Genomic DNA, 22,035 nt, shown 5'->3' with positions numbered 1-22,035 from the left:
ACACTCTCAATGACCGTCTCGTCTGTCATTCACAGTCGGATTGAGATCCGTCGTCCTGTAGTGCACCTCGGCTGCGGATCGTGTTTTCACGATCAGAGAGCCGAGCCGCTGCAGATCGGCTATCATCTGGGTCGAAGTCGTAGAGCGTCAGCGCAGCTTGGGCAATCTCAAGGTTCTGCTCAATTTGCTGCCACCGAGTGAGGTCTGCCCACCCGTCAGCACCGGACTCCAATTCCAAGGTCAGCTCGTCGACAGTCGTCGCGTCGTACTGTTCTTGGATCGCTTGACGTTCATCTTTGAGGTCTCGAATCGCCTGTCGAATCTCGTCTTTCGTGTGCTCGCGGTGAATGTCGGCGATCCGCCGCATCGCCAGCATCTGTGGTGCACGCATGTAGCGAGTGGCACCACCTGCTGCGATTTCTTTGACACGGCCGGTCTCAGCGAGCGCCGAGAGGTGCTTCCGTGCAGTTGGGTCACTTACATGGGCACGTTCAGCAATTTCGCTGGCAGTTTGTGGATTCGTTGTAACGTCGATTACCTGCCGAATACGCTCGAATGTCGTGGTGTCTGCTTTCCAGTCATCAATGACTGCCTCGTTGACATCACCTTGCCACGGTGTTGTGGGGGAGCCTGCTCCGGTCATTGGTCGTCGTACGAGCGCAGTAAGTAAAATAGCTTTGCTGGAGATGGCTAATTTTGTCTACCCCCTTCGGGTGCGGGGCGGCACCTCGCCCTGCTGATTCGCAATGTCACTGCCAGATACAACTACGCAGACAGCGACGTTCAGCGACGCACCCACCCGTGCCGACGAGATGCACGACGCGCTCGACGACTGGATTACCGACCTCCTCGCCGAGTCACCTCCGAATTAGTAAAATCGCGATTAGTAAAATCATGATTAAGATAATCAGAACGACTATGAGTTCTGTGTCGGTGGTGAGATTTTGGCTGTTTTGTCGCCCCCTGACGGGTGCGGGGCGTACTCAGTGTCCCGCGGGATTCAGATGGCAACGACAGAACCAACCCACAGAGATGCATCGTTTAGTGACCGAACAACGCGTGCCGACGAGATGCAACTTGCCGTCGAGGAATGGTTAGAAGACCTCCTCGCCGAGACGACCACCGCACACACAAGCGAGGCGTTCCAGCGGTGGCTCAACATCCAGAGCCGGTTTCACGACTACTCGGCGCGGAACAGCCTGCTCATTTCGCTGCAATGTCCGGACGCGACGCACGTCGCGGGCTACCGGACGTGGCAAACCGAGTTCGACAGACAGGTGTCGGAAGGTGAGTCGGCGATTTGGATCTGGGCTCCGATCACGGCCAAACTGTGTCCGGCCTGTGGCGAACCGAAGTCCGGCCACGACGACGACTGCGAGAGCGACGGTGTGCCGTACGCCGAGTGGTCGAGTCAACTGCGCTCGTTCAAGCCGGTCCCCGTGTTTGACGTATCGCAGACGACGGGCGAGCCGCTTCCGTCGTTGGAGACCGACACGTACGGTGACGCGAGCGACCTCGTTCCCACGCTCTGTGCCGCGGCGGAGTCGCTCGGGGTGGACGTGTCGCTCGTGTCTCCGAGTGAATGGGCCCACGGCGCGGCGCGCGGCGTGTGTGAATTCCCGCAGGGACAGCGACCGAGCGTCGCAGTCAGACAGCGGTCGAACGAGGCGGATATGGCGACGACGCTCGTTCACGAGTTCGCTCATGGGCTGTTGCACGCAAACCGGACGAGCCTCCCAGAGCGGTCGCTGCGCGAAGTCGAAGCGGAAGCAGTCGCGTATCTCGTCGGTCGACAGTTCGGGTTGGATGTCAGTAACTCAGCGTTCTACCTCGCTGCGTGGGCGGGCGAGGACGCCGAGTCGGTGCTCGAACGGCTCAATCGGATTCGGTCGGTGACGGTGTCGATACTCGGGGCGATTGATGATTCGGCTGATCTGGCGTAATTCGATTAGGATTGCGACACAAGCACATTCTGTTGGGCAACGGTGACCACGGACTTCAACTGAATCGATAGTGTGGAGTCTCTTCCTCAAGCGCGAGTGAAGTGAACGGGAGGAAGGAGAGAATCGCCTTTGTATCAGCTACAAACACTATTAATAAATGGCCTCTAATCTACATTGAACCTGTGGTAGACGACTACGTGCGTCGGACAGCAATCACTCGTCTCGAAGTTACGGACGAGCAACGCGACCTCCTCGAAGAAACCATCTCCGAGTGGAAGCGTGGATGCCAAATCGCCACGGACATGGCGTGGGGGAAGTGCAACGCGAAAAGCGACGTCCAACCCCTCGCCTACGACGACGTGCGCGAACGCACCGACCTCGGGAGTCAGCACGTGGTTCTCGCCACCCACCAAGCCGCACAAGCTATCACCGGCTGTCTCGAACGCCGGTCAAAAGACAAGAAAGTCAGCAAGCCCACCTTCACCGCACCCACAGTAAAATACGACACTCGGACCATGACGCTGTTTGACGACGAAACGGTGTCTCTCTCCACCACGAAGAGTCGCGTCCGGTGCGACCTTGCGCTGCCCAACGCCGACGGTGGCTACCAACGGCAGTATCTCGACGCCGACGAATGGTGCGTCACCGAAAGTACGCTCACCACCCGCGGCGGCGACTACTTCTTGCACATTGGTTTTCGTCGACACAAGACTGATACCGAACGGAACACCGCCGAGGACGAAACGGTCCTTGGGGTTGACCTCGGCATCAAAAACCTCGCCGTCACAAGCACCGCTTTCTTCTTCAGCGGACGGGAGTTGACTCACAACCTCCGCGAGTTCGAGAAGCTACGCTCGGGACTCCAACAGACTGGGACGCGAAGTGCCCACCGGACGCTCGAACAGTTGAGTGGTCGAGAGTTACGATACGTCCGTGACGTGCTCCACCGAGCGTCGAACGCCATCGTAGACGAGGCACTACGCCACGACTGTGACATAATTGCGTTCGAGGACTTGACCAACATCCGCGAGCGGACGGGTGCGTCGTGGGGTCACAAATGGGCATTCCGAACGCTCTACGAACAGGTAGAGTACAAAGCCGAAGTCGAAGGTATCGCGGTGAAGCAAGTCGGGTCGGCGTATACGTCGAAGCGGTGCGCCGAGTGTGGATTCACGGCAGACGAGAATCGTCTGACTCGAAACGAGTTCCGATGTCTGAAATGCGAGTCGGAAGCGAACGCGGACTACAACGCGGCGAAGAACATTGGGATGCGGTACGTCCGTCGAGGCCAACAGTCGTCTCGGCGGACGGGCAACAGTCAACTTGCCCTAAAGTCTGGAACCGTGACGTCCTCAGGTTTCGTAGAAACCTGATGGGCTGTACGAGAGCTTGCTCTCGTGAACGACGAGTGGCGGATTCACCGCCCACCCGGAAGGGTTTGAGGCCGAGTTCATGGACAAGCCCCACCCTCCACGAGCGAACCCGTCAGGGTGAGCGAAGCAGGGTGGGGTAGTTGACTCCCGGTGTAGGTTTTCTCTCTACTGCGACGAAATGATCTTAATTTGGTTATTGATAGATCCTGCCTGACTTGATATCAAATGGCGTGATGGTGAACTCAGTCAATCGAGTATGGTTCAGCATTAAATGTTGGGAACTCCATGTTCAGTAATTTCTGGCTGAGATTGATCGCATCGTCAGTCCCTGAAACGGTCTCAACCCATTGGGTAGGAAAGGCAGTTGCTCCAAACCGAGCCCCCACTAGTGCACCGGTTAATGCACCAATTGTGTCCGCGTCGCCACCATGGTTGACGACCTCAATGATCCCATCGCGTGGTGATTCGGCGGTAAGTCCGTGATACATTGCAGCCTGGAGACTACTTAGTACGTACCCGCTGTCATATGTCGGTGAAGTTGAATCCCATTCGGAGATAACCGTTTTCAGTTCACCGGGGAGATGATGGTCGTACCTATCTAAAAATGCGGCAGGATCAGGCGAGTCCCCATGAATAGTCTGTGCGAGAACGGAATTTAACAACGCACAGGACCACTGACATCGCCTATCGTAATGGGTTATCGCAGATAACACTCTACTTCCGCTTATCAATGAACTTTGGTCTGTTTGAAACGCCAGTGAAATCGGAGCACACCGCATAAGGCTCCCATTCCCCGCTTCTCTTCCCTTGGGTGTCTGCTTGTATGCCTCATAACTCGCAAGGGGCCAGTCCTTACCAGTTGCAATCTTTTGTAGCGTATCCCTGGTTAAGTATCCAACATCGAGAGGGGAGTCCCCCATCCAGTCAACAAATCTTGTAGAGACGTCCGCTGGAGAGAACTGCTGACACTCAACCATGCTGCTTGCAGTAAGAAGCGTGAGCTCGGTGTCGTCAGTTACTGTCCCGGCTGGTTGAGGTGGGCTGCCACCATCCACAGGACCCTCTATAGTTCCAAACTGTTCAGCAACAGCTGTGGGGGATAGAAACTCTACAGGGCGACCAATTGCGTCACCACAGGCGATACCAACTAACACCCCTGCTGCACGATCAAGTGCTTGTTTAGTTGGCAATAGAATCGGACGCTAAGTGCAGTTAGTCGCTCGCGTGAAACTCACGCTCAATGTTCGAAGACTCACGCGCCTCGAGTGCCGATTTCACACGTTCAAGCTTGTCATCCAACTCGTCCTCAGATAGTTCGAAAAAGGACTTTCTTTGGGGTTCTGCTTGTTCTCGTTGGGTTTGAAGCCAAGTGAGATCACGATCGTGGCTTACCCGAACTTGTATTGGGTCGTTGGGGATGAAGTTGACCGAGCGGTCCCGAACAACCGTTCGATCAAATGGAGCCCCTAAGTCGCCACGTAACTGACTCATACTCTTACATCTCAGTTGGTAGCATAAAGAATCTTTTCTTTTCTAAGATTAATTGCACTATCTATTTCGCAGGATTCCGAGGACCGACAATGTAGGTCGTATACTCTGTTAGAATATCCATTCGGTTTTCGGAGAATACTGACTGAGTTTCGGTGTAGTCAATCCAGTTCCAAAGGCGTTCGTTTGCATCAGGTGTTTGCACAGTCAAATTGTAGTCGTCATTGGCCAGATCCTCTTCAACTATGATGTCAAGCAGACGTGCAATATCACGGTGCTGAACAGCATCCAACGTCGCTGGAGTATTCATAGATTGAATCGTGCGCCGAAGTCTTCGCGGCTCTCGATTGGTATCGCGATCATGAAAGTATACCAGAAGTTTGTCTGTGGGTAATTGAATCGCACCAGTTAGCACGTGGAACTCACATTCTAAACCCGTATGTTTGGGAGATTTGAAAAAGCAGTCAGGTGCGAATGCGATCCCTGTATCTTGGGGATCAAACTCACAAATAAGCCCACGAGAAAAGCTCTGTGAAACCTTCTCAGAAAGAGAAAAGCTACTGACGACTGTCGACTCCAATTCGATTATCGGGTTGTCGGGTTGTTCTAATACTGCAGCTAGAATTGGAGCAATCTCTTCTGGATACAGTCCTCTGTACAGTCCGCTTCTCGTACCCTGTTGTTGCGATAGGAACGCTTGGGTGAGTCGATAGAAATCCCGATACGTATCAGTAGATCCTTCCGCGAGTGATCGAACAGATTTCCCATCGCCCCGGATATATCCAGAGCAACCAAGCGCTTCACGAACGAGATGGTCATATGTTTGGCCAACGGTTGGCTGATTACTCGCAGTCTTCATATCGTCTAGCAACTTCCGGACCTTTTTGGTTGGCTTATCGCCATGGATCCCTCTAACTAAACTCACAAAATCCTCTACGATATCTTTCTTCAGTTTGAAATATTTCGGTGTCGCCTGAGAGACACAGACCTGCTGGGAAAGATCAAGACCAAAATCATCTTTGAACGTATCGATAGGATCAACCAGCGGTAAATTGACTTCGCCTTCCAGTTCGGTCATTATTTGTTCGTGTCGGTATATGATCCTGTTCCTCGTATATAATCACAATGATGAATTTCTAGTAGACACACGTGTCCTGCAATCCACCTTCACATGCAGTAATTGTGACCCAGTGTACTACACGTAGACTCTAGGAGGCAACCAGCAGTTATCATACTAAACAGATTGACAATCCCGTCTTATCTCTATATGTTTGATCTAGTACCAGTAATCGAGGTCGCAGATAAAGAATCTCCCAATGGTTGTCCTAGCCGTTTCGGATGGTGAGTTCAAGGCCAGATCCACGAGACGTTTTATCGCCCCCTGTTGGGTGCGGGGGCTCACCACGAGCGCTCGCCGTTCAAATGACAACGAAACGACCACCCAGCAGACAGTCTGCAGCATCAGCGACCCACCGCGGCCACGACCTCGTCCGTGTGACCGAGTGGCTGCCAGGAAGCAAGCCAACTGACTACGATATCGAACTCTCCGACGGCGACGGCTATCGAACGCGGTTTTGGCGCTGTCGGAACTGCGGTCACGAGCGGAACCGGCGCGACGAATTCCGCGAATCGTGTCGTGCGACACCCGGCCGCCCGCTCGTGAGCGACGGCGGCTACGCAGTCGAAGACTCGCGGACATGGAAAGCACTCACCGAAGCGATGACGGTCCGGTTCGGGACCGTCGGCCCGCGGTACGACGTCGAGTCGTCGAGCGGGAACACCTACGAGGTCGATATCGCAGCGGGGACGTGTAGCTGCCCAGACCACCAGAAACGCGGTGTCGAGTGTAAGCACCTCAGGCGGGTATTGTTCGAACTCCGGACGCGCATCCTGCCCCAGCCGGACGGTCGCTTCGCGCGGTGTGCAGCAGAGTCGCGACGAGAGACGAGTGCGTTCGAGCAATCGCGATGAATTCTATCTCCCCCTGAGGGGTGTGGGGGAACTTCCCTCGTACTTCCGATGACAACGAACGATACCAAACACGACAGCGGCATCGCCGAGCGAACACCGACCGGACACAAGATCCAGATCATCACCGAGTGGGACGACGACGGAACACCGTCGCTCGAAACACTCGCACAGTTCGACCAGGGTCGGCGGCGCGTCTGGCGCTGTGTGAACTGCGGAGACGAACAGAACGAGCCGTCCGGGTTCGAGCAGGGCTGTCCATCCCAACCGGTGTAGGTCGCGGTCGACGTGACAACGACACCCGGCGCACCGCCTGCCAATTTTATTCCCCCCTTGAGGGGTGCGGGGTGGTGAATCAGGCCACCTCACGACCGACAACAATGTCTCTGAGAGAAATCTACGACCGGACCTTCGACGAATCGTGCGGGAAATCCATCGACGCTAGCGAGTGTCCCGAATGTGACGGACGACTGAGGACAGATGGCGGTGAAACAGCCTGCGAGGGGTGTGGACTCATCGTCGACCAGTACTATTTCGACCATACGCACGGTCCGCGTGTGTTCGACGAAGATCCACACTCAGTTCCACGAACGGGTGGAAAACTCACCCCGACGCGGCACGACAGAGGCGTTTCAGCAGAGATCGGCTACAACCGTGATGCGAACGGGCGGACGGTATCGTCCAAGAAGCGACGTCAACTCTACCGGCTTCGGCGCGAGCATCGGCGGGCACGCTTCGAGTCGAAAGGGGAGCGGAACCTCGCGACGGCGCTCGGTGAGATTATCCGGATGGGGAGCGCACTCGACCTCTCGTGGAGTCTCATCGAAGAGGCGAGTCAGCTCTACCGGCATGCCCAGGACGCAGACCTCATCCGAGGGCGGTCTGTCGAGATGATTGCCGCGGGGAGCCTGTATGCGACGTGTCGTCGGCGTGGCCTCCCACGGCCACGTGCTGAAATCGCGAGCGTCGCGCGCTGTTCGTGTGACCAGGTCCAAACGGGCTATCGAGCGCTCAACAGCGAGTTAGGAATCGATGCGCAGGTCGTCACCGCGCGGACGTACGTCACTCGACTCGGGTCGGATAGTGGCCTCTCGACGCGGGTGCAGTCGCGGGCGTACGAACTCGCGACAACTGCCGACGAGGATGGGATTACGAACGGGCGGAATCCGGCTGGCGTCGCCGCGGCGTGTCTCTATCTCGCGGGAACGGAACACGATGTCGCCCCGACACAAACCGAACTCGCCGCACTCGCGGACGTGTCGGTCCCAACGCTCAGAGCGCGCTATGTCGAACTCACCGAACTGGTGTGAGAAACGGCGGCGACAGTCGTCTGCTGTTGGCTCAGCTGTCTTCGTCGTCTTCGTTGGCAGCAGCCGGCGGACGTCGCGAGAGTCGGTCGAAGCGTGACTGGGCCGCATTCGTCCGTGCGTCGGTCTCGTCGGGTTCGTACCGGCCACCGTCGTATTCGCCCTCGGCGACGGAAATCGTCAAGACCGCGTTTTGGCTTCTCGCTCGCCATGGTAACTCGTCACGGTCGACGACGAGTTGGTCGATATCCCGACCGTCGGCTTCGACGAGCAACACCGCGCGGTCGTCCTCGAACCGGTCGACTGTCGCCGTGTATGTCCCGTCTGGAATCATGCGTAGGCCTCTTCGAGTACGACCGCGCCGGTATTATCCGTCACGGTGATGGTATCGCCACCGTTGTTCCAGATAGCTGACCCGGAGCCCCAGTAGTAGTCTGTTGACGTATCCGTGCCAGTTCCGGTGTGGAGAGTGACCGTCGCACCTGCGTCGAGTGTCGTCCCCGATGGGAAGGTGTAGGTCCGGCCTGCGGTATCGGACACTGACCAGCCGGAGACATCGAGGGTGTCAGTCCCCGTGTTCTCAAAGACGATGTACTCGTCGTTCAGGTTGTCCGTGTCGGCCCCCGCAGCATCGGCGTGTACGTCAGCGACTGCGAGCGACGCGGATGGTGTCTCGGTCTCGGTGCCGCCGTCAGTTGCGACCGGCGTGAGCGTCGCGACCGTTCCGTTGGTCGTGATGGTCGTCCGGGCGGTCACCTCACCAGTCGTCCCCGGTTCAATTGGCATTCCCTCACGGAGGCGTGTTGGCTCGGTCGGTGCATCCCGTTGGGTACGCACGGTGACGCGCTGGCCATCGCTTTCGAAGACAATCGTGCCGTGGGTTGCCGTCCAGTACGTTGGAACGGACTGCGCTGCCAGCCGGGACAGCGTCTCTTCGTTCGGGTGGCCGTATTGGGAGTCATACGCGCTCGAGACAACGGCGACGTTCGGCTGGACCGCAGCCAAGAACGGGGCCGTCGTACTCCCACCCGAGCCGTGGTGGCCTGTTTTGAGTACCGTCGAGTGCAACTTCGAGCCGTACGTGTCGACGAGATACTCTTCGGCTTCGTGTTCGGCATCGCCGGTAAACAGGAACTGACTCGCCCCGAACTGGGTCATGAGGACGATACTGTTCTCGTTGCGGTCTTCGTTTGCAAGATAGCCCTCTGGTGGTGACAGGACTTGGGAGGTCACATCACCCATCTGAATCTTGTCGCCGGCCTGTGTCCGGTACAGCGCCACGTCCTGTTGTTCGACGGCGTCGAGATACGCCTCGTACGTCTGCGACGTGGAGGTGATTCCGGGGTCGTACACCGCACCGATACCGTCTGCCTGTGTTTCGAAGTAGTCGATAATGGCGGCATTCCCACCGATGTGGTCCGCATCAGCATGTGAGGTTACGAGGTAGTCAATGCGGTCGATATTGTGTGCTTGGAGGTACGAAAGCACATGTTCGCCGTCGTCTCGGAAATCACCGGTGTCGATAAGCATCGTCTCTCCGTTGGGGGCGATGAGGAGCGTACTGACGGACTGGCCGACGTTGATGAAATGGACTTCGAGTGTCCCGTTGACTGACGCAACGGTCTGAGGTGACAGTGTCGTCGCAGTCGGTGCCGTCGTGGACGTTGCTGCCGGCGATGCAGTTGTTCCTGTCTCGGGTGTGGGGCCACCGGCACCAGTACACCCGGCGATAAAGACGAGGAAGACGACCGCAACCGTCCGAGCCTGGAGAACCATACGACGACATCGGCGCCAGGTGGTTTATGTTTTAGTCGTTGGCGAGTGGGCTTTCCGCTCGGTCGTGTACCGAACCCAAGTTGATGACCGCTGTCTCGTCAGACACCGTCCGCACTTCAATCCCGCACCATTCGCCGTTGAGGCAGGTGAGTACCTGTGAGTACCCCAGTCAATCAGAGCCGGGGACTGCCTTGGAGAATCGAACCTGCGCGTATGAAAAGAGTAGAGCGTGTACTACTGTGTTCCGGAGCCGAGCGAATGGGCGAATTATCCTTGGGAGACAGATTTTTGCCTCGCTCGAATGGTGGCAGCGTTCAACTCATCACCGATTGGGTTGGTTTGGTGACTATTGCTTGTCTTTCTCAATAGCGAGGGATATATCTTGCACAGAACTCAATCATGATATTGATAAAGTTCAATCATACTGGGTCACGTGCGTTTTTATCACAATTCTAATTAGAGAAATTAACATTGGTGGCTACTATTGGCGAGCAATCGTACTGCGATTTTATTACAGCCGACAGGGGTGTCGGCTGTATTCGGTCGACAATCACGTATGAGACGAACGAAATCAAGAGTTGCGATAGATCGCGTTGGAATATACGCTCGTATTGGTGACGTTCCTGAGATTCACCGACTGTCACGGTATCAGCCGACGTACCGAGACCGAGATGTTTGGACCGAATTTTGTGAGGAATACGAGTACGGACGTGGCTCTGGTCGACGGTACAACGAGGCCGTTGATCGGGCTGGATCACATTGGCTCGAACATATGGGCGATTTGCAGCGTCATCACGCCCTTGCGACACCAACACACGTTGAGCGTTGGTGCCGACGCCTTCTCGATACTAAATCACCTGCAACCGCGTACAATTACTGGGTTCGTGTGAAGCGTTTCTACGATTGGTTGTTGTGGCATACTGACCATCCACATCGGTATTCTCCAGTAATGCTTGCTGTCATTGCCGGTGGTGCGACTGGTGCCATTTGGGATGTGAAAATTGAGAAATGGGATACCGTTCGCCCACGGCACAAGGAAGAGGATTCTGCGTGACTGAACACTCATCAACTTCTCGTGAGACATTAGCGGATGAATTCGGTCAGTCCATAGACCCACTTGCCGCGCTTGAACCAACGTTCAAAGAGACGACCGTCGACCCATTCCAGGTGTTCTCAGAGGAAGTACTAAACGCACGGAATCTCTCTTCAGCAACTCTGGGACACTTTGGGTATGTCTTCGACGAGTGGCGCTCACATATGTACGAGACGGGACGACATCCAGCTTGTCCTGCGCTCGAACATGTGGAGGCTTACATCGAGACACAGCGTGCACCAAAACAAGAGGGTGGCCGCGGAAACACGTCACGAACAATTAAAGAAAAGCTACGCAAGCTCAACCGGGCGTATCAGTACTGGCAGGCAGACCCTGTGTTCCCACATGAAGACGGCTACAACCCATTCGAGCTGGCCAAGAAACGGGTCCCGTTGCGTGTCAAGAAGACTAAGGAGCATCGAAAGGTCACAATTCCAGAGCTTCGAGATATGATTGCCTCCGTAACCAGTCTCCGGGGGAGAACACTCATCATGCTTCAGTTGAAGCTTGGCTTACGCGCTGGTGAAGTTTCGAATCTCCGTCTCGAAGACTGTCGACTAACAGAGTCACGTACAAATGAAGCATATTCCAACCTCGGCTCGCACGAAGCACTAGGCACAAGGTCAAACCTGGTGTATATTCCGTCTCGGGATGAGCGGAACGGGAACAAATCGGTTAGACCGCGACTGCTCCCATTAGATACAGAGCTACGTTCGCTTCTTGATCGCTATCTTTATGCACGGCCGAAGAACGGAGAGCCATGGCTGTTTCTTTCGAAAAAGAGCCACACCCAGATGACAGTAAAGGGTGTGAACAAGGTCTGGAAGTCAAACTTCCATCCGGAGTACGCAGAAACAGATTCATACCGACCGATTACGAGTCACTTCGGTCGACATCGATTCACCACATACTGGCGTGTTGAGCAAAATCTGAATCGGCAACTCGTGAAGTATCTCCGCGGCGACCGAACTGGTAGTTTCACGAATAGTAGTGGGATCGATGCGTATCTTCACGCCTATTACGAAGACATCGAAGCAACGTACCGGGAGAAGATCTACAGACTAACTCAGGACGTTTAGGCAGGCCGAGTGCAGAGTTAGTCTACAGGCGGAGCAGGCCGAGTGCCTCGGGGCTTGACCCCGAGGGTGAAGCCGTACGCTCCGCTAAACGTGTTCCGCTCGCTCGATATACTGCTCAATCGTGTCGGTCGAAACATCACCTGCCGTCCCCACGTAGTACGATTCCTCCCAAAACCCACCGCCCCACAGGTAGTCCTCCAAGAACGGTTCGTACTGTTCCCACATCTCCCGTGCCGTGATGCTCTTGACTGTCCGTACAATCTCGCTCGGCGCGTGCTTCGGATGGGCTGACAGGAACAGGTGTACGTGGTCAGGTGAGATGTGGAGCGACAGTATCTCATAATCGTACTTGTCGCACACGTCGCGGAAACTCGCTTCCAACGAATCCTCGATTGGTTCGAGAATCGCGTGACAGTACTTTGGACACCACACGAAGTGGTATTTTACGTTGTACACCGTGTGATTCGACCGCTTCTCACCCATATCGAACCCATTCCACCAAACAGTTAAGTATATCCAAAGGATATACGAAAATATGGCGAATCGCTTTGAAATCGACGGCGAGGAAGTTCTCGACGGTGAGGTCAAACGGTTCGGGAACAGTGCCCACGTCACCGTCCCTAAACGCTGGCGTGGGGCCGACGTGAAAGTCGTCCGAACCTCAGAACCCACCGAACAAGACGAAGAATGACCGACTCACAGGCTCTCGTCAAGACTCTGGACTTCCAACTCAACATCCAGAGTGACAACGAGACCTGCTGTACGACGCCACACTCGAAGCCCGCTCGGTGTACAACGAAACTATCCGTCTCGCCAAAGAAGGCGTGGACTGGAATGCGATTCCCGACCGCGTGGCCGACGACGCCGACCTTGTGAAGAACACGACACAGCGCGTCGTCGCCAAGGCTCTCGGAGCGATGGAGAACTACTACGAGTACGACGACTTCGGCCAGCCGAGTCACACCAAGGACGGCGCGTACCCGCTTCGTTCGAACTACGAGGAAGGGTACAACCTATCACTCACTGACGACGGCAACGTAGCGTTCCGCATCAGTGCGAAACCCTACAACCACGTCAAGGGCGTCCTCGAAGGGAGTGACGCTCACCTCGACGTTCTCAAGACCGCACTCGAAAGCGATGACTGGAAGATTGGGACGGCGGAAGCCCTGTTCCACAACGACACTCCTGAGTTGCACGTCAACGTCACTAACACCGAACAAACAGTTCGGGACAAGCAGAACTCACGGACGGTAGTCGGTGTGGACGTGAACGAGGACAACGTGGCCCTTACTGCACTTTCAGAAGATGGCGTCGAGGACACGTTGGTTATCGACTTCCCCGAAATCAAATTCGAGCGTCACCGCTACTTCACGATGCGGAAGCGTGTCCAGAACGCGGGGAAAGACGGTATCCACAACACGCTCGAAGGCCGAGAGGAACGGTTTGTCCGCGACCGACTCCACAAGGTGAGTCGGCACATCGTGGAGTGGAGCCAACAATTCGAGACACCGTGTATCGTCTTTGAAGACCTCAAAGAGATGCGCGACAGTATCGACTACGGCACGCGGATGAACCGACGCTTGCACCACCTACCGTTCCGTGCGCTCCAATACTACACGTCGTACAAGGCCGCCTTCGAGGGCGTGCCAACAGCGTGGATTGACCCTGCGTACACGAGCCAACGCTGTCCGATGTGTGGACACACGGAACGAGCGAACCGAAACAAAAAAGCGGTTCAAATGCAAGTCCTGCGAGCATCAAGACCACAGCGACCGAGGTGCAAGCGTCAATATCGTCGTGAAAGGCGTGAAGAAACTTGATTGGAATGTGCCTGCTCTCAATAGCCTTCCCCAAGTACGGAAGGTGCGACGGCAGGCATCGGGGGCCGTGGACGCCCCGACCGTGACCCACCCGACCGTTCGAGGCTATCAGGCCGATGGTCGAGTGGGAGTGTCTGATTAAACCACGGGAAGCCTCGGGGCTTGACCCCGAGGCGGTTCACTCAGTATCTGCAGTCATCTCTTCGGCGATGTCTGCATAAATCAGGTACACGCTATTCGGCCCGCACCGCCTGAATCCGAAGCACCACCTCGGTCCCGCCCTCCTCCCGTCGGCGGTACACGACTGTGCCGCCGAGTTGGTCGATACCCCACTTCACCAGCCAGAGGCCGAGACCGCTCGCGTGTCTGAGTTGCGTCTCGCCGTGGGCATTGATGGCGGCGAGTTCGCTCGCGTTGATGCCGGGCCCGTTGTCCTCGATTTGAATCACGAGTTCGTCGCCCTCCCAGCTCGCGGTCACGGAGACGACCGGCGTCGACGACCCGTTGTGCTCGACGCCGTTTTCGACGAGTTCCCGGACGATGGGTTCGAGCGTGGGCGCACAGACCACGTCGTTGTCGGGGAGTTCGAGGAGCCGGACGTTCGCACAGGCGAAGTCGGTGCGGACGGCGTCCGCGGCGGCGCGTATCTGGACGGCGGCGGGGTGGAGTCGAGCGTCGCCGTTCCCGTCACTGCCGCGGGTCGCGCCGAGCTTTCGCGCCTTCTGGCTGATGTTGACGAGCGTCTGCGCGTGGTCTTGGAGCGTCTGCGCGTGGTCCCGCGCGTCGTCGAACTCGCCGCCGTCGATGTCGTCCAAGACGAGGTTGGCGTAGCCCTCGAGGAGGTTCGCCTCGGTCCGGAGGTTGTGGCGGAGGACGCGGTTCATCACTTCGAGTTGCTGGAGGTTCAGCCGGCGGTCGGTCACGTCGCGGAAGACGAGCGCGTGGCCGATGTCGCGGCCATGGTGGTCGCAGAAGGAGCTCGTCCGGAGTTCGAAGTACCGCTGGCTCGACCCGAGTCTGACCGTGACTTGGTCCGTGTCCCGCTGGTCGGGCGAGAACTCCTCGACGACGTCGCCGATGGGATGACCTTTGAGTTCGGAGGAAGTGTCGTTCAGAACCTGCGCGGCCGCCTCGTTGACGTCGGTGACGCGCCATTTGGTGTCGGTGACGACCACCGCGTCGGCCATCGTCTCGACGACGCGGTCGCGGGCGACCCACCGTGGGACCGGCCGGGATTCGAGGAGTTCGTAGCGGCTGACGGCGACGGTGCAGGCGAGCCCCGCGAACGCGAACGCCGCGGGAGTCATGTCGATAGCCGCGCCGTAGAGTTCGAGGAGGGTCGTCGCGAAGTTCCCGAGCACGGGCATCAGCGTCCCGAGGATGAGGGTCGTCGCCTGCAAGCGGTAGATGTTCGGCATGTCGAGCGCCGTCCGGAAGATGACGATTGCGCCGGCGAGCCACAGCAGGTAGCTGTATCCGAGCACGACCCAGTACAGCGGCCCCCAGTCCGTCTGGAGGACGGTGATGGTCTGCCCCACGGCGGGAACGACGGTGACCGAGGTCCACATCAGGTGGTGTGCGGAGTTGGTCCAGACGGCGACGAGGCCGACCGCCGGGAGCAACGAGAGGACGCAGAGCGACGGCGGCGAGGTAAAGCGGTCTCGGCCGGCGTAGGAGAACGCGAAGAAGAACCATGCGATGGGGGCCGCGAGGACGCCGACCCACTGCAGGTCGGCGAGCGTGAGCTTGAGCGCCACGTCCGAGACGACGAGTTCGAGGAGATAGCCCGACGACCACCAGCCGCTGGCGAGCGCGAGGACGGCCAACCCGCTGGCTCCGGGCATCGCCCGCCGCCGCCACGCGAACAGGGCGACGTAGCCGCTTACGACCCCGGTGGTGACCATCAACCCGACGACGACGACCACGAGGGAGGTCGGCTGTGTGAGGAGTTGGGAACTCACCGTTCCTCCGAACACCAACTGGTCGATGGGTCCCCACTCGAGGTTCGGAGTCACTACAGAGGTAATTCACGCGGTGTAACAAAAGAGTATTCGAGAGTTTGCGGTGGCTGTCTCGACGCAGTGCCGACGCCGCGTCGGTCTCAGCGTCGGTCTCAGCGTCTCGACGCCGGTCGACGCGTCACCCGAGCGTCCCGCCGGTTCCGGCGACCGCGGCGACGACCGCGATGCCGGCGGCCATCAGCACGCCCTCGGCGTCGCGGAGCGTACAGAGCCGCTCGACCGAGCGGTCCGACCCGGTGAGCGCGTAGGTAATCCACGTCGAGTAGGCGACTGCGGGCAAGAGCGCGACCGGGGCCCACGCGGGGACCACGCCGGCTCGCGCCGCGGCCCACACGAGTCCGAGCGAGACCAGTTCCAGTGCGTAGAGGCTCAGTTGCGTGCGGCGGACGCCGATGACCGTCGGCAGGGTCTCGACGCCGTTTCGCGCGTCGCCCGACACGTCACGGACGTTGTGCACCTCGACCGAGATGGCCGAGCGAAGGAAGAACCAGACCGCCGCGACAGTCGCGCCGGCGGCGTATTCGGGCGTCGTCGCGGCGACCGCGAGCGGGGCGAATCCGACGAGGACCGCCCACGCGAGCGACACCGAGGCGGTGTTGACGAGGAAGACGTCCTTGAGCCGGTCGACCGAGGGAAGCGGGACGAGCGGGGCGCTGTAGAACACCGCGACGACTCCCGGGAACAGCGTCAGCCCGAGGCCGTAGACGCCGCCGTACCGGACGGCGAGCCAGAGCGCGCCGACGATTGCGAGCGCGGAGAAGCCGGCGTACAGCCGCGGGTGGGCGGCGACGAACGCGGTCCGCTCCGCGTAGTTCTCCTCGTCGGCGTCGAGGTCCGCGAGCTTGTCGAAGTTGTAGATGCCGACGGTGATGAGAAAGCCGACGGCGAGGGCGACGTTCGGTCCGATACCGGCGAGCGAGGACGCGACGAATACTTCGGCGATGGTCGACGCGCCGAGGAACACTGAACTGTGGACGACTGCACCGTACAGGCGGGGTGGAACGATTCGCATCACACCTTCGAATCGTATCGCCGACAAATTAGTTGTGAGGCGGACAACAGTTCTTCCCGGTCGAACAGTTTTCTCCAGTTGTCCGCTTCGCGCTCGCGGTCGAACGTGTTCGGGGGCGCGCTCATTCCCCCTCGGCGCGTACGAGGACGCATGAAGACGCCGACAGCCGGGCGGGCGGAGACGACGGCGACAGGAGAGACGGCGGCGACAGCCGAGCGAGTGGAGACGACCGTCGAGGTCAAACTGACCGGCCACGTCAGGTCGGCCGCGGGCACCCACCGGACGGAGTTCACCTTCGAGGGCGAGACGCTCCGGGCGTTCCTCGACGCGTTCTTCGAAGCCTACGACGTGCGCGACCTCGTCATCGCCGAGCGCGAGGCGGACGCGACGACGCGGGGGTGGGCGCGAGTGGAGCGCCCGCCGGGGACGTGGCGGAAGAACCCGGAGGGAGAGCAGACGCGGCCCTACGCCCGCGTGCTCGTCAACGGCGTGTTCAACGAGAACCTCGACGGCTTCGACACGCGGCTCGAAGACGGCGACCGCGTCGCGCTGATGAAGCCGTTTCTGTTCTGCCTGTGAGCGGGGTCGCGGAGGGGGTCAACTCGGGTGCGGCCGCGAGTCGTCCCGACGCTTGACCGCCGCAGGACTGACGTTCCCGGCCGACAGATAGCCGGTATGTCATCGCCCTCCGCGGACGACTCGACTCGCGAACGCGGCCCGGACGAGGCGTTCTGCCGCGACTGCGGCGCGGTCATCGACGCGCGCGCCGAAATCTGCCCCGAGTGCGGGGTCCGCCAGCGCGACCCGCCGAAGTCGTCGGTCGACTCGGCGCTCGACGACCTGTTCGACGGCGGCAACCCCTTCGTCGCGGCGGTGCTGTCGGCGATATTCCCCGGCCTCGGACAGCTGTACAACCGCGAACTCGAACGCGGCCTCGTCTTCGCGGTCGGCTTCATCGTCGCGTCCGTCTCGGTGATGGTCCTCATCGGCTTCCTCCTCGCGCCCGCGGTGTGGCTCTACGCCGTGTACGACGCCTACACGCGGGCCGAACTCCGAGCCGAGGAGTTGCGGCGGGAGGCGGAGGGGGACCGCGAGACGGAGATTTCGGTGAGCGAGGCGGCGGACGACGAGACGTCGACGGGCGAGCGCGAAGAGTAGACTAGGACCACAGGGCCACGGGCCGAGTACGCCGCTCAGCGGGTGACCAAGACGATACCGAGAACCGCGAACGCGATGCCCGTGAGTTTCGTCAGCGTGAGGTTCTCGCCGAGAACGACGATTCCGATGACGGCCGCGACGACGAAGTACATGGCTCCGAGGGTCGAGACGACGGTCGTCGAGCCGTGGGTGAACCCGATGTACATCGAGATGAGGCCGATTCCGGTGAACAGCCCGGCCACCCCGGCGAGCAGTCCGCCCCTCGCCGTCACTGCGAGCGACGCGTCCGAAACGACGATGAAGCCGAACGCGAGAAGCGCCGCGACGAGATACGAGATGGCGGCGGCGGTCCGCGGGTCCATGGACTCGGAGGCGGCGTTGCCCACGACTATCCAAATCCCCCACGTCACCATCGTAATCAGGCCGAACAAGACGGCTGAGTCCACCTCAGCGAATTCCATCGGTGACGCCTCGCGTCGCTATTCAAAAGAAACCGGACCTCCACTATCATCGGTGTATATACGGGGCGGCTACCCGCGTGTGGGACTCGGTTCGACGAGCCGACGACTACGCGAACTCGTCCGAGAGGTCGGCGTCCCAGTCCGGCGGGAGGAGCGGGTCGGGGTCCTCGTGGACGAACTCGACGCCCTTGTCGGGGTCGAGCGGGTGGACTTTCGTCCGCATCGTCTCGCCCGCGTCGAGGAGCGAGAACATGCGTTCGGACTCCGCGAGCCGGTAGTACAGGGGGAGACAGACGGCGACTTCGTCGTCGGTGGCGCGGACGACGAGCGCGAGGTAGACGAGGCCGCCGGAGACCGCGCGGAACGCCTCGTACTCGTCGAACGTCGCGCCCTCGACGGCGGCTTCGAGGTCGGGGTAGACGTCGTCGCCGACGACCACGTCGAGGCCGACGTGTTCGACCACTTCGTCGCCCGTGCCGGGGACCGGAACCACGTCACCCGGGAGGGCGACGACGACGGTCCAGTCTCGCTCCCGATAGTCGTCGGCGAGCGACTCGCACTCTGCGACCACCGTCTCCCACGTGCCCGACTCGTCCGAGAGCGGATGTTCTTCCATGCGGCATGGTGTCGGAGTCCGCTACCTAAACTTTGGCTTCTCCCGCCGCTGTCGCTCGCGTTCGCGCGTCACGCGGGCGATTGCGGGTCTCCTGCGACTTGTCAACAACCGCCCATCAACTGGCAAAAATTGAAAAGGTATTTCACTCCATGCAGGTCATTCCCATTCAATGAGGAATCTACTCTCTCTTTCGGACCTCCGAACACAGTTCTCGACCGGCCGGGGTCGAGTCAAGGCCGTCGACGGTCTCGACCTCACGGTCGGCGAGGGCGAGACGGTCGGACTGGTCGGCGAGTCGGGGTCCGGAAAGAGCGTGACGGCGCTGTCGGCGATGGGGCTCGTCGACGACCCCGGCGAAATCGTCTCGGGCTCGGTCGAACTCGAAAGCGCCCGGCTCGCAGACGAGTTCCGCGCGGAGTACAACAACCCCGCCTTCGTCGACGGCGACGTGGTCAACCTCGTCGACGCGCCCGAGGAGGCGCTTCGGGCCGTCCGCGGGCGCGAACTCGGGATGATTTTCCAGGACCCGATGACCTCGCTGAACCCCTCGCTGACGGTCGGCGAGCAGGTCGCAGAGAGCCTCAGACTCCACCAGTACGGCGGCCGCCGCAAGGACTCGTGGTTCAACGCGGTCCGCGAACTGCTCCCCCGCATCAGCCGCGACATCGACGACGAAATCGTCGAGCGGACCATCGAGGTGCTCGAATCGGTCGGCATCCCCGAACCCGGCGCGCGGGTCGACGAGTTCCCCCACGAGTTCTCCGGCGGGATGCGCCAGCGCGTCCTCATCGCCATCGCGCTCGCCTGCCAGCCGCGCGTGCTCGTCGCCGACGAACCCACGACGGCGCTCGACGTGACCATTCAGGCGCAGATTCTCGACCTCATCGACGACTTACAGGAGGACCTCGGCATGTCGGTGCTCATGATCACCCACGACCTCGGCGTCGTCGCCGAGACCTGCGACCGGGTCGCGGTCATGTACGCCGGCGAAATCGTCGAGGAGGGGCCGGTCGAGGAGATTTTCCACAACCCCTCGCACCCCTACACGTACACGCTCCTCGAATCGCTCCCGAGCGAGGAAAAAGAGCGCCTGACGCCCATCGAGGGCAACGTGCCGGACCTCATCGACATGCCCGAGGGCTGTCACTTCGCGCCCCGATGCCCGTGGGCCAAGCCGGAGTGTACCTCCGGTGAGATTCCCTACAAGCAACACGGCGGCGACGAGGTCGACCACCGCTCGAAGTGCGTCCTCGACGACTTCGACACCAGCGAGTACGGCGGCGACGCCATCGAGTCATCGACGGGGACCGAGCCGACCGACAGGCCGCTTCTCGAAGTCGACGGCATGCAGAAGTACTACGAGCAGGCCGACGGCATCCTCGACCGGTTCCTCGGGGCCGACGACCGGAGCGTGAAGGCGGTCGACGGCATCGACTTCACCGTCTACGAGGGCGAGACGCTCGGGCTGGTCGGCGAGTCGGGCTGTGGGAAGTCCACCGCCGGGCGGAGCCTCCTGCATCTGACGCCGCCGACCGGCGGGCGCGTCGTCTTCTCGGGGACTGACCTCTCGGGTCTCGACAGCGACGAACTCCGGGCGATGCGCCGCGACATGCAGATGATTTTCCAGGACCCGATGTCGTCGCTCGACCCCCGGATGACCGTCGGCCAGACCATCCGCGAGCCGCTCGACGTCCACGACCTCCCGGTGTCCGACCCGGACGTGCGCGGCGAGGTCGACGTGACCGTGACCGGCATCGACGCCGGGCGCGTCTCGGTCACCGCGAGCGACGAAATCGACGCCATCGTCGGCTCCTCGAACGGCGTCGCCACCGCCACCGTGACCGTGACCGTCGCCGACGGCGAGGTCGACGTGGCCGTCGAAGAGCGCCTCCGCGCCGAGGTCGAAGTCGAGCGCGAGGGAGACGTCGTCTCGGGCGTCACCGTCCGCGTCACGCCGGGTGACTCCACGAGCGAGCGCCGCCGTCGCCGGGTCCACCAACTGCTCGACGCGGTTGGCCTCGAAGTCGGCCAGTACGACCGCTACCCGCACGAACTCTCCGGCGGCCAGCGCCAGCGCGTCGGCATCGCCCGCGCGCTCGCGGTCGACCCGGACTTCATCGTCGCCGACGAGCCGGTGTCGGCGCTCGACGTGTCCGTGCAGGCGCAGATTCTCAACCTGCTCGAAGACCTCCAAGAGCGCTTCGGCCTGACGTACCTGTTCATCGCCCACGACCTCTCCGTGGTTCGCCACATCTCCGACCGCGTCGCCGTGATGTACCTCGGCGAAATCGTCGAGGTCGCGGCGACCGACGAGCTGTTCGACGACCCGAGGCATCCCTACACGCAGGCGTTGCTGTCGGCGATTCCGGAGCCCGACCCGGCCGCCGAGACCGGCGACCGCATCATCCTCGAAGGCGACGTGCCGAGCCCCATCAACCCGCCGTCGGGCTGTCACTTCCGGACGCGGTGTCCGCAGGTCATCCCGCCGGCGGACCTCGACATCGAGCAGGCGGCCTACCGCGAGGTGATGGACCTCCGCCAGCGCGTCGAACGCGAGGCGCTGGACGTCGAGAGCGCCCGCGACGCGGCGCTCGATGCGGGCGACCCGAGCGCCGAGGCGACGGTGAGCGCCGACGGCGGCACCGCCGACGCCGGCGCCGTCGTGGACGAGCTCCGCGAGTCGCATCTGTCGCACTCGCTGTCGCCCGAACTCCGGGGCGTCGTCGACCGCGCGCTCGAACGCGTCGTCGCCGACGACTGGGACGAAGCGGCCGAGATTCTCCGCGAGCGGTTCGAGAGCGTCTGCGAGCGGGACGCGCCCGCGCTGGGTGAACAGACGCACCCCGCGGCGTGTCACCTCATCGACGAATAGACGGCAATCAGGCCCCGATACGGGGTCTCGTCACCTGTCAGACGTTTT

20 protein-coding genes and 2 pseudogenes are annotated in these 22,035 nt (G+C 60.2%); 12 read left to right on the top strand and 10 right to left on the bottom strand.

Features of this window, described 5'->3' with window-relative positions; all coding sequences use genetic code 11:
- Positions 1-25: 25 nt before the first annotated feature.
- Positions 26-643, bottom strand: a complete 618-nt coding sequence (locus tag C438_RS19420) for a winged helix-turn-helix domain-containing protein (protein WP_152421778.1) — start codon at positions 641-643, stop codon at positions 26-28.
- Positions 644-746: 103 nt separating this feature from the next.
- Here C438_RS19420 and C438_RS20115 point away from each other — a divergent pair, with 103 nt between their 5' ends.
- From C438_RS20115 to C438_RS14340, 3 genes and pseudogenes are all read left to right on the top strand, one after another.
- A complete protein-coding gene (locus C438_RS20115) occupies positions 747-872 on the top strand; it encodes a hypothetical protein (RefSeq protein ID WP_275039882.1) in 126 nt (41 codons plus the stop codon).
- Positions 873-1,004: 132 nt separating this feature from the next.
- The gene (locus C438_RS14345; protein ID WP_049918132.1) at positions 1,005-1,943 is read left to right on the top strand and encodes an ImmA/IrrE family metallo-endopeptidase; all 939 of its coding nucleotides are present in this window, start codon (positions 1,005-1,007) and stop codon (positions 1,941-1,943) included.
- 182 nt (positions 1,944-2,125) lie between these two features.
- Positions 2,126-3,437, top strand: a pseudogene (locus C438_RS14340) (RNA-guided endonuclease InsQ/TnpB family protein).
- A 121-nt stretch (positions 3,438-3,558) separates the two neighbouring features.
- Here the strand turns inward: C438_RS14340 and C438_RS19155 are convergent.
- Together C438_RS19155 and C438_RS19145 are read right to left on the bottom strand one after the other, a co-directional pair.
- A complete protein-coding gene (locus C438_RS19155; RefSeq protein ID WP_239640695.1) occupies positions 3,559-4,470 on the bottom strand; it encodes an ADP-ribosylglycohydrolase family protein in 912 nt (303 codons plus the stop codon).
- 398 nt (positions 4,471-4,868) lie between these two features.
- A complete protein-coding gene (locus tag C438_RS19145) occupies positions 4,869-5,882 on the bottom strand; it encodes a hypothetical protein (RefSeq protein WP_083900020.1) in 1,014 nt (337 codons plus the stop codon).
- 344 nt (positions 5,883-6,226) lie between these two features.
- Between C438_RS19145 and C438_RS14330 the strand changes: the two genes are divergently transcribed.
- The 3 genes from C438_RS14330 to C438_RS14320 all read left to right on the top strand — a co-directional run bounded on the left by C438_RS14330 (position 6,227) and on the right by C438_RS14320 (position 8,082).
- Complete coding sequence (locus C438_RS14330; protein ID WP_239640694.1) at positions 6,227-6,775, top strand: SWIM zinc finger family protein; 549 nt, start codon at positions 6,227-6,229, stop codon at positions 6,773-6,775.
- A 48-nt stretch (positions 6,776-6,823) separates the two neighbouring features.
- Positions 6,824-7,048: a hypothetical protein gene (locus tag C438_RS14325; RefSeq protein ID WP_004970291.1), complete on the top strand. Its 225-nt coding sequence runs from the start codon at positions 6,824-6,826 to the stop codon at positions 7,046-7,048.
- Between the two features lie 74 nt (positions 7,049-7,122).
- The gene (locus C438_RS14320) at positions 7,123-8,082 is read left to right on the top strand and encodes a transcription initiation factor IIB (RefSeq protein WP_239640693.1); all 960 of its coding nucleotides are present in this window, start codon (positions 7,123-7,125) and stop codon (positions 8,080-8,082) included.
- Between the two features lie 31 nt (positions 8,083-8,113).
- On the opposite strand, the gene C438_RS14315 is transcribed toward C438_RS14320, so the two are convergent.
- Complete coding sequence (locus tag C438_RS14315; RefSeq protein WP_004970286.1) at positions 8,114-8,413, bottom strand: DUF3006 domain-containing protein; 300 nt, start codon at positions 8,411-8,413, stop codon at positions 8,114-8,116.
- Complete coding sequence (locus C438_RS14310) at positions 8,410-9,855, bottom strand: lamin tail domain-containing protein (RefSeq protein WP_083900018.1); 1,446 nt, start codon at positions 9,853-9,855, stop codon at positions 8,410-8,412. Before C438_RS14310 ends, C438_RS14315 begins: the two co-directional genes overlap by 4 nt.
- A 1,050-nt stretch (positions 9,856-10,905) precedes the next feature.
- Here C438_RS14310 and C438_RS19140 point away from each other — a divergent pair.
- Positions 10,906-12,027: a tyrosine-type recombinase/integrase gene (locus C438_RS19140; protein WP_004970280.1), complete on the top strand. Its 1,122-nt coding sequence runs from the start codon at positions 10,906-10,908 to the stop codon at positions 12,025-12,027.
- 84 nt (positions 12,028-12,111) lie between these two features.
- Here C438_RS19140 and tnpA read toward each other — a convergent pair whose 3' ends face one another.
- Positions 12,112-12,510 (bottom strand): IS200/IS605 family transposase, encoded by a 399-nt coding sequence (gene tnpA / locus C438_RS14305; protein ID WP_004970279.1) that lies wholly within the window; start codon positions 12,508-12,510, stop codon positions 12,112-12,114.
- A 52-nt stretch (positions 12,511-12,562) separates the two neighbouring features.
- On the opposite strand from tnpA, the gene C438_RS19410 reads away from it, so the two are divergent.
- A complete protein-coding gene (locus tag C438_RS19410; RefSeq protein WP_004970277.1) occupies positions 12,563-12,718 on the top strand; it encodes a DUF2080 family transposase-associated protein in 156 nt (51 codons plus the stop codon).
- Positions 12,715-13,989, top strand: a pseudogene (locus tag C438_RS19405) (RNA-guided endonuclease TnpB family protein). The gene C438_RS19410 and the pseudogene C438_RS19405 overlap by 4 nt, the downstream one beginning before the upstream one ends.
- Before the next feature lie 91 nt (positions 13,990-14,080).
- Here the strand turns inward: C438_RS19405 and C438_RS14295 are convergent.
- On the bottom strand, positions 14,081-15,862 hold the full coding sequence (locus tag C438_RS14295; protein WP_049918092.1) for a histidine kinase N-terminal 7TM domain-containing protein: 1,782 nt from the start codon (positions 15,860-15,862) through the stop codon (positions 14,081-14,083).
- 124 nt (positions 15,863-15,986) lie between these two features.
- Positions 15,987-16,880: a UbiA family prenyltransferase gene (locus C438_RS14290; RefSeq protein ID WP_049918091.1), complete on the bottom strand. Its 894-nt coding sequence runs from the start codon at positions 16,878-16,880 to the stop codon at positions 15,987-15,989.
- A 150-nt stretch (positions 16,881-17,030) separates the two neighbouring features.
- On the opposite strand from C438_RS14290, the gene C438_RS14285 reads away from it, so the two are divergent.
- Together C438_RS14285 and C438_RS14280 are read left to right on the top strand one after the other, a co-directional pair.
- A complete protein-coding gene (locus C438_RS14285; protein WP_049918089.1) occupies positions 17,031-17,459 on the top strand; it encodes a MoaD/ThiS family protein in 429 nt (142 codons plus the stop codon).
- A gap of 96 nt (positions 17,460-17,555) precedes the next feature.
- Positions 17,556-18,038: a hypothetical protein gene (locus C438_RS14280; protein ID WP_004970267.1), complete on the top strand. Its 483-nt coding sequence runs from the start codon at positions 17,556-17,558 to the stop codon at positions 18,036-18,038.
- 35 nt (positions 18,039-18,073) lie between these two features.
- On the opposite strand, the gene C438_RS14275 is transcribed toward C438_RS14280, so the two are convergent.
- Together C438_RS14275 and C438_RS14270 are read right to left on the bottom strand one after the other, a co-directional pair.
- A complete protein-coding gene (locus C438_RS14275; RefSeq protein WP_004970266.1) occupies positions 18,074-18,499 on the bottom strand; it encodes an EamA family transporter in 426 nt (141 codons plus the stop codon).
- Positions 18,500-18,605: 106 nt separating this feature from the next.
- On the bottom strand, positions 18,606-19,115 hold the full coding sequence (locus C438_RS14270; protein ID WP_004970264.1) for a DUF7529 family protein: 510 nt from the start codon (positions 19,113-19,115) through the stop codon (positions 18,606-18,608).
- A 169-nt stretch (positions 19,116-19,284) separates the two neighbouring features.
- Between C438_RS14270 and C438_RS20110 the strand changes: the two genes are divergently transcribed.
- The gene (locus C438_RS20110; protein WP_004970261.1) at positions 19,285-21,987 is read left to right on the top strand and encodes an ABC transporter ATP-binding protein; all 2,703 of its coding nucleotides are present in this window, start codon (positions 19,285-19,287) and stop codon (positions 21,985-21,987) included.
- Positions 21,988-22,035 lie beyond the last annotated feature (48 nt).

The sequence above is a fragment of the Haloferax denitrificans ATCC 35960 genome, assembly GCF_000337795.1.
Classification (GTDB): Archaea; Halobacteriota; Halobacteria; order Halobacteriales; family Haloferacaceae; genus Haloferax; species Haloferax denitrificans.
The sequence above is the reverse complement of the archived record's forward strand: the minus strand, read 5'-3'. Positions and strand labels throughout refer to the sequence as shown.

Excerpts from the sequence above, each read along its gene's own strand:
- C438_RS19420 (WP_152421778.1), bottom strand. The coding sequence starts at position 643 with ATGACCGGAGCAGGCTCCCCCACAACACCGTGGCAAGGTGATGTCAAC.
- C438_RS20115 (WP_275039882.1), top strand. The coding sequence starts at position 747 with ATGTCACTGCCAGATACAACTACGCAGACAGCGACGTTCAGCGACGCA.
- C438_RS14345 (WP_049918132.1), top strand. The coding sequence starts at position 1,005 with ATGGCAACGACAGAACCAACCCACAGAGATGCATCGTTTAGTGACCGA.
- C438_RS19145 (WP_083900020.1), bottom strand. The coding sequence starts at position 5,882 with ATGACCGAACTGGAAGGCGAAGTCAATTTACCGCTGGTTGATCCTATC.
- C438_RS14330 (WP_239640694.1), top strand. The coding sequence starts at position 6,227 with ATGACAACGAAACGACCACCCAGCAGACAGTCTGCAGCATCAGCGACC.
- C438_RS14325 (WP_004970291.1), top strand. The coding sequence starts at position 6,824 with ATGACAACGAACGATACCAAACACGACAGCGGCATCGCCGAGCGAACA.
- C438_RS14315 (WP_004970286.1), bottom strand. The coding sequence starts at position 8,413 with ATGATTCCAGACGGGACATACACGGCGACAGTCGACCGGTTCGAGGAC.
- C438_RS14310 (WP_083900018.1), bottom strand. The coding sequence starts at position 9,855 with ATGGTTCTCCAGGCTCGGACGGTTGCGGTCGTCTTCCTCGTCTTTATC.
- tnpA (WP_004970279.1), bottom strand. The coding sequence starts at position 12,510 with ATGGGTGAGAAGCGGTCGAATCACACGGTGTACAACGTAAAATACCAC.
- C438_RS19410 (WP_004970277.1), top strand. The coding sequence starts at position 12,563 with ATGGCGAATCGCTTTGAAATCGACGGCGAGGAAGTTCTCGACGGTGAG.
- C438_RS14290 (WP_049918091.1), bottom strand. The coding sequence starts at position 16,880 with ATGCGAATCGTTCCACCCCGCCTGTACGGTGCAGTCGTCCACAGTTCA.
- C438_RS14285 (WP_049918089.1), top strand. The coding sequence starts at position 17,031 with ATGAAGACGCCGACAGCCGGGCGGGCGGAGACGACGGCGACAGGAGAG.
- C438_RS14280 (WP_004970267.1), top strand. The coding sequence starts at position 17,556 with ATGTCATCGCCCTCCGCGGACGACTCGACTCGCGAACGCGGCCCGGAC.
- C438_RS14275 (WP_004970266.1), bottom strand. The coding sequence starts at position 18,499 with ATGGAATTCGCTGAGGTGGACTCAGCCGTCTTGTTCGGCCTGATTACG.
- C438_RS14270 (WP_004970264.1), bottom strand. The coding sequence starts at position 19,115 with ATGGAAGAACATCCGCTCTCGGACGAGTCGGGCACGTGGGAGACGGTG.
- C438_RS20110 (WP_004970261.1), top strand. The coding sequence starts at position 19,285 with ATGAGGAATCTACTCTCTCTTTCGGACCTCCGAACACAGTTCTCGACC.